This window comes from Hydrogenovibrio sp. JE_KL2 (assembly GCF_009296185.1).
Taxonomy (GTDB): Bacteria; Pseudomonadota; Gammaproteobacteria; order Thiomicrospirales; family Thiomicrospiraceae; genus Hydrogenovibrio.
In genome coordinates, this window is record NZ_WBJR01000006.1 from 122022 (window position 1) to 136169 (window position 14148).

Here is a 14148-nt window from a genome sequence, read left to right on the forward strand (position 1 = left end):
TTTGATACGACTGATCAAGTGTTTAATGCTGTTCCAATTTTTTCGGTGGCGGGCAGTCGGAAAGTTCATCTGCCAGCGTTTCCGCACGAAGTTTAGCACACATCATTGCTTCTGCAACAATGTCCTCTAGGCGATTGTTTTCAAAAGATTGAATTGCCTTTTCAGTGGTGCCGTTCGGTGAGGTTACGTTTTTGCGTAATTGTGAACAGTCATCGGAACTCTCTAGTGCCATTTTTGCAGCACCAAATGCGGTTTGAATGGTGAGGATTCTAGCGGCTTGTTCGCTTAGCCCCATACCTTGAGCGGCTTTTTGCATGGCCTCCATAAATAGAAAATAGTATGCAGGCCCAGAACCGGATACAGCGGTAACGGTATCCAAGTCTGCTTCAGTATTGACCCATACGGTGATGCCAACCGCTCTAAGAATGTTTTCAGCCTGACTTTTTTGTTCTTCGGAAACGAACTCGTTTGCGTAAAGTCCGGTGGCGCCACTTTGAATCATTGCCGGTGTGTTTGGCATGCAGCGCACAACGGCAATCTTGCCGCCAAGCCAGCGCACAATATCGGTAGCGCGAACACCCGCAGCGACAGAAATAATAAGAGGGTTTTTCTGTTGGGTGGCATCACAGACTTCGGTGCAAACGTTCTGCAAAACTTGAGGTTTTATGGCTAAAACGATGATGTCGGATTGGGCTACCGCAGAAGCATTATCTTCCAGGCAGGCGATGCCTAGAGTCTGGGAAATGGATTGTCTTTTGGATTCGGTTGGATCGGTGGCAATGATATTGGCTGCGGGAAAACCGCTCGCTAAAAGCCCTTTGATCAAGCTAATCGCCATATTGCCCGAACCGATAAAACTGATTTTGATGTTAGAGTTCATTGTGTTAACCACTCCCTGTTGGTATTAGCGGCTAACACAATGCAACTGAGTGGCTTCTAAAACTCTCCCCATTCATCGCCGCTTTCCATTTTTGGTGTGGAAGGTGGCGGTGTTTGCGTGTCCGCATCGCTATGAAGATTGCTATCAGAAGCCAGTTCACGTGCTGCCGCTATTTTTGGCTTGTCAGTGGATGATTTTACCGAATTTGACGTCGCTGAAACAGTCTTTGTAACAGGTTTTGGTTGAGAAGTGTGGCTGGTTTCCGCACCGCCCATGGCAATGTCTTTTTCAAGCGCGGTGATTTTATCAATGACATCTAGGCTCATGGCTTCCAGTTTATCCGTTTCCTCCGTGGCCTTTTCGATGTCACCGACATCTACTAAATCTAGTACCGAACCGATAAAAGCATGCAAGTTCGCATGAGCTTGCTCAAGTACAGCATAAGTGGATAGATGACTAACCACCTTACCTGGGCCGTAAATCCACTTCCCAAGAGCGCATTGGGAGCCATCGGAAGCCGTGTTTCGGTCAAAATCAATCTCGACATGGTTGATATAGGCCCTAACCTTGACGCGCCACTGTCTGTGTGCACGACGTGCGCTAGAGAAGTCGAATCCCATTGTCTCCGCAGGGGTATAGATATGAGACATGAATTCATTGATTGTGAAAGCAGATACCGTGTGATCCATTGCCTCAGCCATATTGCCAAGCTGCTCTGCGGTCGCAGTCGATTCTTCCACTAAAGCGGCGTTTTGTTGCACGGCGCCGTCAATGCTGGTGATGGCTAAGTTAACCTGTCCAACACCTTCTGATTGCTCATGGCTGGAAGCCGCGATTTCTTCAATAATGTGATTAACCTTGTTGATGGAGTCAGCGATACCATTCAACGCGTCACCAGAGTTTTTGACATGCTGTGTTCCTTCGGAAACTTTTTGTACCGTGTCTTCAATCAGTTTGCGAATATCTTTCGCCGCATCCGCCGATTTCCCGGCGAGATTTCTAACCTCTCCGGCAACCACGGCAAAGCCGCGACCATGTTCTCCGGCACGGGCCGCTTCGACTGCTGCGTTGAGTGCTAGCAGATTTGTCTGGAAGGCGATGTTGTCAATCAAGCTGATGATGTCGTTAATTTTTTGGCTGGATTCATGGATTTGTTCCATGGAAGCAATGGCATTTTCCATGACGGTAACGCCATTAGCTGCCTGTTGGGCGCTTTGTTTAGTAACGTTGCTGGCTTCGATGGCATTGTCGGCGTTCTGTTTTACTGTAGATGTCATTTGCTCCATGCTGGCAGCCGTTTCTTCAATGGATGCGGCTTGTTCTTGTGTGCGGTCATTGAGCTCCATGCTGGATTGGCTGATTTCCTGAGAACTTCCTTTTACACTGTGGATAGCATTTTTGGTTTGGCCAATCAAAGAACCAAGGTTGTCCACTGCAACGTTCAGGGCGTCTTGTAGTAAAGCGAATCGACCATGCGCCTTGCTGTGAATATGCTGTGTCAGGTTGCCTTCGGACATAGACATGGCAAGTTGAATGGCTTCATTAATCGGTGCTTCCAAGGTGTCAAGCAATTCGTTGATGGATTGGCTTACCTCAAAAGTCACGCCGCTGATTTTCGAGGTGTCTATGCGTTGATCCAATATGCCGAACTTAATCAAATCTATGGTGTGTTTGACTTCTTTAAGAATGGTGAGGTCTTGTGTATGGTCAATCCACTCTACAATAGTGCCTATACGAGAGCCTGTACGGTCTTTCACCGCCATAACATTCAATTCGAATTGTAAGTCGCTGACGGATATATTTGTTTTCATTTCATCAGACACTTGGTCAAACAAGGCACGATCATGTGCAGGATTTTTATGGAAAATGTCTAGGTTCGAGCCAACCAGTGTTCTGGTGTCAAAACCAGGAAACTCTGATTTGAACTGCTCGGCATTTTTTTCGAAAAGCTCCTTTAGCCGTTCATTCATATAGGTGATGTTATAGTTTTTGTCTGCCATCATCACATTACTGTTGGTTTTGTCGAGAACAGTCTGTATTTGATGAGCTTTATCCAACTGTGATGCAGTCTCTTCGCAGCTGGCCAAGTAAGCCAATGAAATGGATTCCATGCTTTTGATGAGTTTGCCAGATGACGATCTTGGGTTAACGTTTTTAGAATTTAGAATGTCGCCATTAGCAAGATGCAACAGTTGCTTTGTGAACTTTGCATAGTTTCGCTCTTGTTTCAGTCCTACCCAAACCAGCGAGAAAAATAAAAGTGCCAATCCCACATATTCGAGGGCAACATGGGCGCCTAAGAATTTGGATGCAATGATTGGCAGTAGGCCAATAAAAGCAATGATGGGGAGGAGAATGGTCAGTTTTGTGCCCGCGAAAATATTGAACTTTTGCCAGTTGAATCCGTAATAAATTTGCCCATAGTAAATACGAGCTTTGCCAGAAGCGATATCTTGATAGGCTTGGGTTGCAGCTTTTTTCTGCTCTTCATCAATGGATGATCTAACCGATATGTACCCAATGGGTTTGCCATTGGCAAAAATCGGGGTGGCTTGCGCCAGAACCCAGTAGAACTCCCCGTTTTTTCGACGATTTTTAACAAGCTGGCACCAAGTAAGTCCTTGTTTCAGCGTTTTCCACATATCTTCAAATACCACAGGGGGAACATCTGGGTGTCGAATGATATTGTGGGGTTGTCCGATTAGTTCGCTACGAGTAAATCCACTTGCAGCTTCAAATGCATCGTTGCATTCGATAATGTTTCCTACTAAATCGGTTTTTGAGACGAGATGAATGTTTTTTGGAACCAGGTATTCTTCGTTGATTACAGGTTGATTGTTTCTCATATGCTCGTACTTCGCGTAGTTGAAATGGTTGTATTAAAAAATAATTATTTATTTATATAACGATGTCATATTAAAGTAATAAACCTACTTTTTTTAGCGTTTTTGCTTAGAAGTTGATAAAACTTTTTTGGGGGCTATGAACTTAACTTATTGAATTTTATTAAAGTTCTAAAAAAACGGTCGATAAAGAGTTAAACAGAATAATAAAATCCGCTCACACGGATGTTTAAGCACTCAATAGGATGTGACGTTCAGGCGGTCGATAACTCGATTTGGCCATGAATGGGCAGTGCTTAAGGTTAAAAGTGAGGTGTAGACCAGTGTCAAATTTAATTATGCCATCAAGCGAAAGTGTTTCAGATTTACTCGGCCAAAGTGGTCGGGCCGCTACGGTTTTGTCAGAATTATTGAAAAACCGTCAGGATCACGAAGACACCAGCAATAAAAATAAGCCCGGTTCTCCGGTTTCACCATTATTGGATAGCTTTTCGCCTTCCAAGGCATTGCAGCAAGCATCATACGCTTCCAGCGCACAAACACAATATGCTTACAGCAATACCATGACCTTAAACCTCACCACGAAAGAAGGGGATCAGGTCAGCATTGATTTTCGTCAGCTTTATGCCGAATACAAATCCTATCAATCACAGCAAAGTGTTGAATCAGGACCAAGCGGCGCCCGTTATTTTGAAAGCACGCAGGCATTGGAATCTACTGCCTTTGAAGAACGTTTCGGATTTTCGGTAAAAGGTGATTTGAATGACGATGAAATGAAAGCGATTTTCGATGTCTTTCAGCAAGTAGATAATTTGGCAAACCACTTCTTTAAAGGCGATATTGAGAAAGCCTTCCAAAAAGCGGTAGACTTGAATGTTGATTTCGGTCAGTTGCAAAGTGTAAGTGTCAATTTACAGCAAACACAAACCTATGCGGCGAGTTACCAACAAGCAGCAGCCTATCAGCAACAAGGCAACAGTGATGCTACCAGTGCGAACGGCGCTACTCCTGGTGCTTCTATTGCTGCATTGCCTGCGTATTTGCAAAAAATGCAAAACGTGGTCGATACCTTGAGTCAGCAGTTTGACAATGCACGTCAAGTCGCTGAAAAAATGCTTTCCGATGTGGTTGCATCACGTTTCCCGGAAGAAGGAACGCAGTCCATCATTTTGCAAAGACTGCAAAGTTTGCATGATGCGCTTATCAACAGGGTGCCCTTGAGTGAAACCACCTTGAAGCCAAGCGGAGTGGTTGTCAACCCTGATAAGGAAGCTGCACAAGAGAGTGTGACGCCTACAACGGATGCCGCAAACACAACGCCGACAAACCATCAGGATTCTTCTGTCGCCTGATAGGTCGATATGTCCTCTAAGCAATCAAAAAACTGCCAGGTTGGGGGTGCACTGCTCCCAGCCACAACCTTTCCCGCATTTCTTTAAAGCGGCTAGCCAGATTTTTTCGGTAAAAAAACTAGTCTATTTTGCTTAGCCCATTTACTATGAGTGATAAAAAATAATAAATGGTGACGCGCTTATGAGAACGATGCAGGATGCATTTGTCATTTTTTCGGTTGTTTTTACACTCTTAATCACGGTTTTAGGGTTTTTCTGGCACCCAATCTGGTGGACATTCGTCATATGGCTACCGTTATTATTATTGGGGGTGTATGACATCCTGCAAACCCATCACACCATTCTCAGGCTCTACCCAGTTTTGGGACATATCCGTTATTTATTCGAATCTATTCGTCCTGAGATACAGCAGTATTTCGTTGAGGATGATACCAATGGTAAGCCTATCAGCCGTGAGTTCCGTTCCTTGGTTTATCAACGCGCAAAAGGTGAAAGGGATACCATTCCGTTTGGCACCCAGTTTGATGTAACCAGAGTAGGTTACGAGTGGACGAATCACTCGCTTTTTCCCGTTGAAACCATGGTAGAAGATCCAAGAGTGGTTTTCGGTGAAGGACGCTGTCGACATCCTTATTGTGCTGCGCTGATCAATGTTTCCGCCATGAGCTATGGTGCGCTGAGTCAAAATGCGATTCGTGCGCTGAATCTAGGTGCCAAGTTCGGTAACTTTGCGCACAACACGGGTGAAGGTGGACTCAGCCCTTATCATCTGGCGAATGGCGGTGATTTGATTATGCAAATCGGTACCGGGTATTTTGGTTACCGGACGCGTGAAGGGCAATTTGACCGCCATAAATTCACACAGGCAGCAAAGCATGAGCAAGTCAAAATGATTGAAATCAAGCTGTCTCAAGGTGCCAAGCCAGGGCATGGTGGTCTGTTACCGGGAGCAAAGGTGACGGAAGAAATTGCCGAGATAAGAGGCGTTGAAATCGGGAAAGATGTGGTTTCACCGCCGATGCACAGCGCATTTGATTCACCAACGGGGCTATTGAAGTTTATCGAAGAATTGAGGGAGATTTCAGGAAAGCCGGTAGGCTTCAAGTTGGCAGTGGGGCGTACTGAGGAATTTCTTGCACTGTGTAAGGCGATGCTGGTGACTAAAATCGTACCGGATTTTATTACGGTTGACGGTGGTGAAGGTGGAACAGGCGCGGCTCCTATTGAATTTTCCAACTCAATGGGTACACCGCTAAAAGAAGCGTTGCATATTGTGCATAACGGTTTGGTCGGTTGTGGTTTGCGGGATCAGATTCGTATTATCGCATCCGGTAAGATATTGTCGGCGTTCCATTTGTTTCGTGCGTTGGCGATGGGAGCGGATACGGTGAATTCCGCGAGAGGAATGTTGTTTGCGCTCGGTTGTGTTCAGTCATTGCATTGCAATACAGACAAGTGTCCAACCGGGATTGCCACTCAAAACCCTAGACGCTCTAAGGCACTTGATGTGCCGAGCAAAGCGCAACGGGTTGCCAACTATCAAAGTTCCGTTATTCACCATTTTAAGCAAATGCTGGCGGCGGCTGGTTTGAAGTCTACAGCAGAAATCAGCGCAAGTGATATTTACCGTCGCGTCAGTGAAACACAAGTGAAGACCTTGGCGGAAATTTACCCGGTGATGCCTGCGGGCGCATTGCTGGATGTCGAAACCATTCCAGAAGACTGGAAAGGTTTTTGGGATAAAGCCAATCCTCATTTCTGGTCAGATTACCATAGCCAAGTCGTTGAAGAAGAAATGGCGGAGTGAGTTGGTGGTGTTCTACTGGGGTTTGTAGTCTCGAGCACCAAATATATCAGTACCGATGCGCACTATGGTGGCGCCTTCAAGGATTGCGGCTTCCAAGTCGCCGGACATACCCATGGATAAAGTATCCAGCGTTTGATCTGGTAATTGTTGCTGTAGGGTTTCTAGCAGTTCTTTCATTTTCTTAAAGGGCTTGCGCTGTTCTTCCAACCCAGTTCGGGGAGACGGAATCGCCATCAAACCACGTAACGCAATGTTCGGCAATTGGGCAACTTCTTTTGCGACTGTCAGTAGTTCTGTCGGCGAGAAGCCGGATTTGGTTGCTTCATCATCAATATTGACTTCAAGCAGAAGCTTTAACGGTGGTAAATCCGCTGGTCTCTGTGCACTGAGACGTTGTGCGATTTTTAAACGATCCACACTGTGTACCATGCTGAAGTTCTCAGCAATAGGGCGCGTCTTGTTGGATTGAATCGGGCCAATAAAGTGCCACTCCAAATCTGGACGAACCTCGATTTTTTCCAATGCTTCCTGAAGGTAGTTTTCACCAAAGCAAGTTTGTCCGGCTGCCGCTAGAGTGATGATGTCTTCTATCGGTTTGGTTTTGCTTACGGTCAGCAACGAAACATGGTGATCCGGGTCATGCTGACGGATTCTATCCAGTACTTGTTGATAACGTTGTATCAGTTCAGGGTTCGACATGGAAACGACTCTTTAACATTAAAATTCATTATTTGGACATTATACAAGGGTTAGAATGAGGGTGTCACAGATGAAAATCAAGATGGCGAGAGCATATGCATATGAAAAAAATACAGTCGAGTGATATTAGTTACCCTTACGAAGAAAAGATTGAGCGTGAGGAGTACGAGAAGATCAAACAAAGCCTTCAAATAGAGCTTTTGAAGTTGCAGCACTGGATGAGACAAGAAGGTAAACGTCTCATTGTGTTGTTTGAAGGTCGAGATGCCGCCGGGAAAGGGGGAACCATCAAGCGCTTTATGGAGCATTTGAATCCTCGTGGCGCCCGAGTTGTGGCATTGGAAAAACCAACGGAGACCGAAGAAGGTCAGTGGTATTTTCAGCGATACATTGAACATTTTCCAACCGCCGGTGAGATGGTGTTTTTTGACCGCTCCTGGTACAACCGTGCTGGTGTAGAACGCGTGATGGGTTTTTGTACGCCATTGGAATTCACCCGTTTCATGCATCAAGCGCCTGAATTTGAGCGCTTGCTTGTCGAAGATGGCATTGTGCTCATCAAACTTTGGTTTTCGGTCGGGCAGAAAGAACAGTTGAAACGTTTCAAGGAGCGTAAACACGATCCTTTGAAACAGTGGAAGCTAAGCCCGATTGATTTGGCGTCTTTGGACAGATGGGATGATTACACCCAAGCGAAAGAAGACATGTTTTTTCATACCAATACCGCCGATGCCCCTTGGACCGTCATCAAATCAAATGATAAGAAACGCGCACGCCTGGAAGCCATGCGTTATGTGTTGAATCATTTTGATTATGCTGAGAAAGATTCAAAAGTTGTCGGTGAAGTAGATCCCCTTATCGTCACCAGCGGCGAAGCAATTTTTACCGATGATTGAGGTGGATTGCAACACGCTTACAAAGGAATGAGGTGTAGAGATGCATTACAAAAGACATGCGAAAGAAGTCGTCGGACGCTTTAAAAGAATGTTGGAGCCGGAACAGGTTGACAGTATTTCGGAAGAACATTTCGAAGAACTGGAAACCTTAATTGCCGCAGCCCTCGGCGTAGTGGATTCTCAATGCAAGCATGAGATTGCGCAAAAGGTCGCGTTGCTGGCAAAAGGTTTGAAGCATGAAGCCGAACATGTCGATACCCATTATCTTGAGGATATGGATTTGACCGGTATTCTGAAGGACGACTGAAAAACAGGCAAAAAAAAGCCCTCAATATGCGGGAGGGCTAAACTAAGGAGGTGTAAACATGAAAATACATGTTTAGACAAAGCCTCAACCTTGTCATGGGTTTATCATAACGCAATTATATTAGTGAGTTCTTATCCAACAGCGACAAGTGTTTAGCATTTCGCAGTACCAAAAGCCGAATATAGCCGAAAACCCCGTATTGTCAGGGTTTATCAAGAATTCGTTATGGATTCGTTAAGGGTTCTGAAGTCAATAATCTGCCAACGCTCTTGCCATGAAATCGTTGTTTGCCATTCCGATAATGCTGTGTCGATTTTGCCGTCAAAACATCCCGGTAATCCATTTTCAGAACAAAGTCGGTTGGGAATTTTCCAATCCTCTAACAGAGGGCAAGCGCCAATCGCTTCCGGCGGGAAATCTTCAAATAAAAACTTGGCGGGTTTGACGGTGAATGGAAAACTTTCAGTCGCTTCCAGTAGCGCAATAAACTTATTGTCCGGCGTGGCGGTTTGCGCAAAGTGCAGCAGGTTGGCAATATTAATATCAGATGCTAATAAAAGCGTTGGGTCTTGCGTTGGCTCGGTTGCCAAGCATTCCTGAAAAATCTGCCAGGTTGGGGTGTCGATGTTGGATTGAATCGTGCCGTTACTTTCAATATCAATGGCAGATGTCGACAGAAATTGCGCTTCACTACCTTGTTGGCGAAAAAGTGCCAGAGTATTGCCGTTAATATTGAGTTGAAACCCGAAGGGAAGCGGCGTTGCATCATCCAACCCGACGCGGGTAAGCCAATAGCCGCCAGTTTGTTCGGTTTGGTTAAGAAAACGCATGACCTTATCGGAGCTCTTAGACTTAAAACCGGTGAAACGCTTGAAAGCGTTTACACCGGGTTATTCTGATAAACCGGGCGGCCTTGGAAGTAGGTCGCTTCAATTTGCCCGTTGAATTCCCAGCCTTGGAAAGGTGAATTATCCCCTCTACTGATCATTTCTTTGCGATCCAGCGTCCAGTTGGCTTCCGGGTCAAAGATGCAGAAGTCAGCCGAGTTTCCGGTTTCCAAGCTACCGTGATGCAACCCTATGATATTGGCAGGGTGATTGGTGACTTTCGCCAAAGCTTGATTCAAATCCAATACGCCTTCATCAACCAGTTTTAAGGTCAAGGCAAGCAGGGTTTCCAAGCTGCTGATACCGGGTGCACTTTCGCCGAAAGGCAGTAGCTTGTCATCACGATCCAGCGGCGTATGATCACTGACGATGGCATCGATGACACCCATCTTTAGACCGACACGCAGTGCCGCTTTGTCGTCATGGCTCCGTAGTGGAGGGGTGACGTGGAACAGCGAGTCAAAGTCCATGACATCATATTCAGTCAAATGCAGTTGGTGGGCGGCGACATCACAGGTTACCGGCAAGCCACGTTTCTTTGCATCGGCAATCATCTCGACAGAGCGAGCGGTAGAGATAAGTGAGAAGTGCGCACGAACGCCAGTTTCTTCAACCAAAATCAAGTCTCTAGCCAGCGCTGCGGTTTCTGCTGAAGCAGGGATTTCGGTCAGGCCTAAACGCGAGCTGACAACACCACTATGCGCAACCCCGTTATTTTTCAGGTTTTTATTTTCCGAACGCAGCATCAGTAAGATGTCGTTACTGGCGGCATAAGCCATGGCATTTTTCAGCGTCAGCGAGTTTTGAATCGGTGAGTTGGCTTGGCTTAAGGCAATACAGCCGGCATTTTTCAGCGCCGCCATGTTTGATAGATACTGTCCGCCAAGTTCTTTGGTGATGGCACCGATAGGTAAGACAAATGCGGTTGCTGCTTGGCGTGCACGGCGTTGAATAAGTTCGGTGACAGCTTGCGAGTCGTTGACCGGCATGGTGTCTGGCGGGCAGCAGATAGTGGTGATACCACCGGAAACCGCCGCTTTTGTTTCAGAAGCGATGGTGCCTTCGTAGTGACTGCCCGGCTCTGCAAGACGTGCTTGTAAATCCACCAAACCGGGGAAAAGCCATTTTCCGGTACCGTTGATAATGCGATCAGCTTCAAAGCCTTCAGGCGCGTCTTTACCAATGCCAAGGATGCGACCTCTCGCCACATATAGATTGGTGACTTGGTCGATATCCTGTTGTGGGTCTAAGATTCGAATATTTTCAACCATCAATCTCATTCTGAAGTCTCCATCATGTTGAGGTCTAACAGGGCTTGTCGCTTTTCTTCTTGAAGTTCCTGTGCATTGCGGAAGATGATGGACATCACCGCCATTCGTACCGCAATACCGTAGGTGACTTGTTCAAGGATAACGGACTGTTCGCCGTCGGCAACTTCCGAGTCTATTTCTACACCACGGTTGATTGGCCCCGGGTGCATGACGATGGCATCAGGTTTGGCGTAGGCCAAGCGTTCTTTGGTAAGGCCATAGAGGTTGAAGAATTCTTTTTCACTTGGCAGTAAGGCGCTTTTCATGCGCTCATTTTGCAGGCGAACGTTGATGACGACATCAACCCCTTCCAGTCCTTCTTCGACATTGTCATAAACATGGATGCCAAGCGCTTCTGGGTGAGACGGCAGCAGGGTTTTTGGTCCGATTACACGTATTTCACGTGCCTCAAGAATACTGAGCGCCTGGATTTGTGAGCGTACCACGCGAGAGTGCTGTACATCGCCGATAATCGCCACTTTCAGGTCGAAAATGTCGCCTTTGTGTTTGCGGATGGTAAAGACATCCAACATCGCTTGGGTCGGGTGAGCGTGTTGTCCGTCGCCGGCGTTCACAACATGCACATGAGGGGCGACATGCTTGGCAATAAAGTGCGCGGCACCGCTCTCGCTGTGTCTGACTACGAACATATCCGCCAACATGGCTTCCAGATTCCATAAGGTATCCAGCAGTGTTTCGCCTTTTTTGGTGGACGAGGTTTCGATGTTGAGGTTGACGACATCGGCAGACAGACGTTTTTCGGCAATTTCGAAAGTGGTCAGGGTGCGGGTGCTTGGCTCGAAAAACAGGTTCATGATTGCTTTACCATGAAGCGTGTCGAGCTTGTTGATTTCGCCGGTCAGCGGGTCAATGAAGCTTTCGGCAACATCGAGGATTTCGGTTAGATGATGATGTTTAAGTCCTTCCAGCGTCAGGAAATGACGCAGTTTCCCTTTTTCATTAAGCTGAATGTTGGGCGTAGAAAGTCTCATGGAAGCTCCTCTAAACGATGTCTACCAAAAATCTGCCAGGTTGGGGTGTAAAATTGTGCTTATTGTACGTCTTTTATTCGCTGAGGTCAGCGTGATTTTTGACTGACTCCAGCCAATTTTCCAAAATAATTTGTGCGGCATGGTCGTCGATATTCTGTTTGGCATGTTTGCGACGTTTTTCCGCTTCGACAGAGCTGAGTTGCTCTTCGATAAAAAATACCGGGGTGTTATAACGTCCGCTTAAGCGTTGACCGAACTTGCGCGCGGGCTGTGTCAAGGCTTGCTCTTCGCCATTCAAGCGCATCGGTAATCCGACGACGATGGCAACGGGTTTCCATTGCTCAAAAATTTGGGTAATCGCCTCCCAGTCCGGTTTACCATCTTGGCTGTTGACGATAGTGAGCGGGCTGGCAGTGGCGGTAATGGTTTGTCCGACAGCAACGCCAATGCGTCTAAGACCGAAGTCGAACCCGAGAACCTGTCCTTCGATAGGTTTGGAGGCAGGTGAGGTCATGTCAGTCGTGCCCCGCGTCGCTGCTGAGGTTTTCCGGTGAAACGCCAAGTGTTCCCATCGCGACTTCCCAGCGGGATTCAACCGGAACATCGAATAACAAGGATTCGTTGTAGGGAATGGTCAGCCAGCTATTGTCTTGAATTTCCTGTTGCAACTGGCCTTTTTCCCAACCGGCAAACCCGAGGCATGTCAGAAATTTTTCCGGGCCGGTTCCGTCGGCAATGGCTTTTAAGAGATCTTCGGAAACGGTCATGGACAACCCATCTTGCAATGCCATGGATTTTTGCCAGCAGTCTTCGCTCTTGTGAAGGATAAAACCATGCTCAACATCCACAGGACCACCGATTAAAACCGGCTCTTCAAGCATCGGTGAGTCTTTTTGGATTTCCAGTTTGAAGTGTTCCAACAGCTGGGCGGTGGTCAGCTTATGCGGTAGGTTGATAACCAGTCCCATCGAACCATGCTGGTTATCTTCGACCATGTAAATGACCGTTCTCTCGAACCAGGTGTTCTCCAAAGAAGGCATGGCTATGAGAATTTGGTGTTGGAAAGAAGTGAGAGAAGTCATAACGGCATTATAACAATTTTGTTTTCATTCTCCTCGGAAAAGCGATTCCGAGGTTAAGCTCTGCTATTGCGCCTTGTTTTCCATCAAGGTCAGATAGGGTTTCATGGCATCTGTGATAATTTCATTCCCCTTGTCGTCGACCAGATAGGCTTTGGTAATGCCCATTTGTTTGGCGATTTTTTCCCAACGTTTAGGGCCGGCAACCATTAAGGCTGTTGAAGCTGTGTCAGCCGTGGTGGCGTCCTTGTCGATGACCGTGACAGACAAAAAGTGTTCTTCAGGATAACCGGTAGTCGGGTCAAGAATATGCGCATAGGTTTTGCCCTTCCATGTGAAGTAACGTTCATAGGTGCCGGAGGTCACTATGCTTTCATCACCCGAAAGTTTGACCATACCCATAACGTTTTTCGGATTTTTAGGGTCTTGCACGCCGATTCTCCAGGCATGACCGTCTTTAGTACCGATAATGCGCATGTCACCGCCTATGTTGACAATGGCGTTTTCAATGCCTGCCGATTTCAGGGTGTTGATGGCTCTATCGAGTGCTAGGCCTTTGGCGTTACCACCAAAATCGAGTTTGACATTTGCGTTGGTGCTGGACAGTTTGTCGCCATCGAAATGAATATCGGCAATCGAAGGGCGGCTTTTCAGCCAGGCGTTGATTTTGTCTTGTGGCGGTGGCGGCCCATGCCAGTCTTCGGATTCAAATCCCCAGAGTTTCAACAGGTTGCCAATGCCCGGATCAAACAAATAGTCGGATTCTTTGGAGAGGCGTTGGGATTTGACGATGAAAGCTTTGACACTTTCCGGTACAACAATGGATTGATGGTTGGCAATGGCATCATTGACCTTACTGAGCAGACCGCCTTTTTCCCAAGCATGCCATTCGCGGTTGAAGTGATTGAAATCGACTTCAATGGCATGGATCGCCGCCATGGCTTTATCTTTTGGGGTGTTGACGATTTCGATATGCACGGCAGTGCCGAACACATAGAATGTCTGGCGCACCACATCCTGTACTGAAGACGTGCCACAGGCGGTTAGCCAGAACGTCAGCAGCAACAGCAGTGGTAAGCGAAAAAGGCGAAACATC

The 14148-nt window shown here is 46.8% G+C and carries 13 protein-coding genes; 4 read left to right on the plus strand and 9 right to left on the minus strand.

Annotated features, from left to right (window positions below; genetic code table 11):
- Window positions 1–22 precede the first annotated feature (22 nt).
- Window positions 23–880, minus strand: a complete 858-nt coding sequence (gene proC, locus F8R13_RS10780) for a pyrroline-5-carboxylate reductase (protein ID WP_152834435.1) — start codon at window positions 878–880, stop codon at window positions 23–25.
- 56 nt (window positions 881–936) lie between these two features.
- Entirely contained in the window at window positions 937–3726 is a 2790-nt protein-coding gene (locus F8R13_RS10785) for a methyl-accepting chemotaxis protein (RefSeq protein WP_152834437.1), read from the minus strand.
- A gap of 320 nt (window positions 3727–4046) precedes the next feature.
- Here F8R13_RS10785 and F8R13_RS10790 point away from each other — a divergent pair, with 320 nt between their 5' ends.
- Both F8R13_RS10790 and F8R13_RS10795 read left to right on the plus strand, forming a co-directional pair.
- Window positions 4047–5075, plus strand: coding sequence for a hypothetical protein (locus F8R13_RS10790; RefSeq protein ID WP_152834439.1), 1029 nt, complete (start codon window positions 4047–4049; stop codon window positions 5073–5075).
- A 181-nt stretch (window positions 5076–5256) separates the two neighbouring features.
- Window positions 5257–6882 (plus strand): FMN-binding glutamate synthase family protein, encoded by a 1626-nt coding sequence (locus tag F8R13_RS10795; protein ID WP_152834441.1) that lies wholly within the window; start codon window positions 5257–5259, stop codon window positions 6880–6882.
- A 12-nt stretch (window positions 6883–6894) separates the two neighbouring features.
- Here F8R13_RS10795 and F8R13_RS10800 read toward each other — a convergent pair whose 3' ends face one another.
- Window positions 6895–7581, minus strand: a complete 687-nt coding sequence (locus F8R13_RS10800) for a YggS family pyridoxal phosphate-dependent enzyme (RefSeq protein WP_152834443.1) — start codon at window positions 7579–7581, stop codon at window positions 6895–6897.
- 101 nt (window positions 7582–7682) lie between these two features.
- Between F8R13_RS10800 and ppk2 the strand changes: the two genes are divergently transcribed.
- Both ppk2 and F8R13_RS10810 read left to right on the plus strand, forming a co-directional pair.
- Window positions 7683–8477, plus strand: a complete 795-nt coding sequence (gene ppk2, locus F8R13_RS10805) for a polyphosphate kinase 2 (protein WP_152834532.1) — start codon at window positions 7683–7685, stop codon at window positions 8475–8477.
- Window positions 8478–8517: 40 nt separating this feature from the next.
- Window positions 8518–8784 (plus strand): hypothetical protein, encoded by a 267-nt coding sequence (locus F8R13_RS10810; RefSeq protein ID WP_152834445.1) that lies wholly within the window; start codon window positions 8518–8520, stop codon window positions 8782–8784.
- Window positions 8785–8996: 212 nt separating this feature from the next.
- Here F8R13_RS10810 and F8R13_RS10815 read toward each other — a convergent pair whose 3' ends face one another.
- The 6 genes from F8R13_RS10815 to F8R13_RS10840 all read right to left on the minus strand — a co-directional run bounded on the left by F8R13_RS10815 (window position 8997) and on the right by F8R13_RS10840 (window position 14147).
- A complete protein-coding gene (locus tag F8R13_RS10815) occupies window positions 8997–9614 on the minus strand; it encodes a hypothetical protein (protein ID WP_152834447.1) in 618 nt (205 codons plus the stop codon).
- Window positions 9615–9664: 50 nt separating this feature from the next.
- The gene (locus tag F8R13_RS10820) at window positions 9665–10951 is read right to left on the minus strand and encodes a dihydroorotase (RefSeq protein WP_152834449.1); all 1287 of its coding nucleotides are present in this window, start codon (window positions 10949–10951) and stop codon (window positions 9665–9667) included.
- Window positions 10948–11973 carry an aspartate carbamoyltransferase catalytic subunit gene (locus F8R13_RS10825; protein WP_152834451.1) on the minus strand — a complete coding sequence of 342 codons (1026 nt, stop codon included), beginning with the start codon at window positions 11971–11973 and terminating at the stop codon, window positions 10948–10950. Before F8R13_RS10825 ends, F8R13_RS10820 begins: the two co-directional genes overlap by 4 nt.
- A gap of 73 nt (window positions 11974–12046) precedes the next feature.
- Window positions 12047–12487, minus strand: coding sequence for a Holliday junction resolvase RuvX (gene ruvX, locus F8R13_RS10830; RefSeq protein WP_152834453.1), 441 nt, complete (start codon window positions 12485–12487; stop codon window positions 12047–12049).
- A gap of 1 nt (window position 12488) precedes the next feature.
- Window positions 12489–13055, minus strand: a complete 567-nt coding sequence (locus tag F8R13_RS10835; RefSeq protein WP_152834455.1) for a YqgE/AlgH family protein — start codon at window positions 13053–13055, stop codon at window positions 12489–12491.
- 63 nt (window positions 13056–13118) lie between these two features.
- Window positions 13119–14147 (minus strand): FAD:protein FMN transferase, encoded by a 1029-nt coding sequence (locus F8R13_RS10840; protein WP_152834457.1) that lies wholly within the window; start codon window positions 14145–14147, stop codon window positions 13119–13121.
- Between the last annotated feature and the right edge of the window lies 1 nt (window position 14148).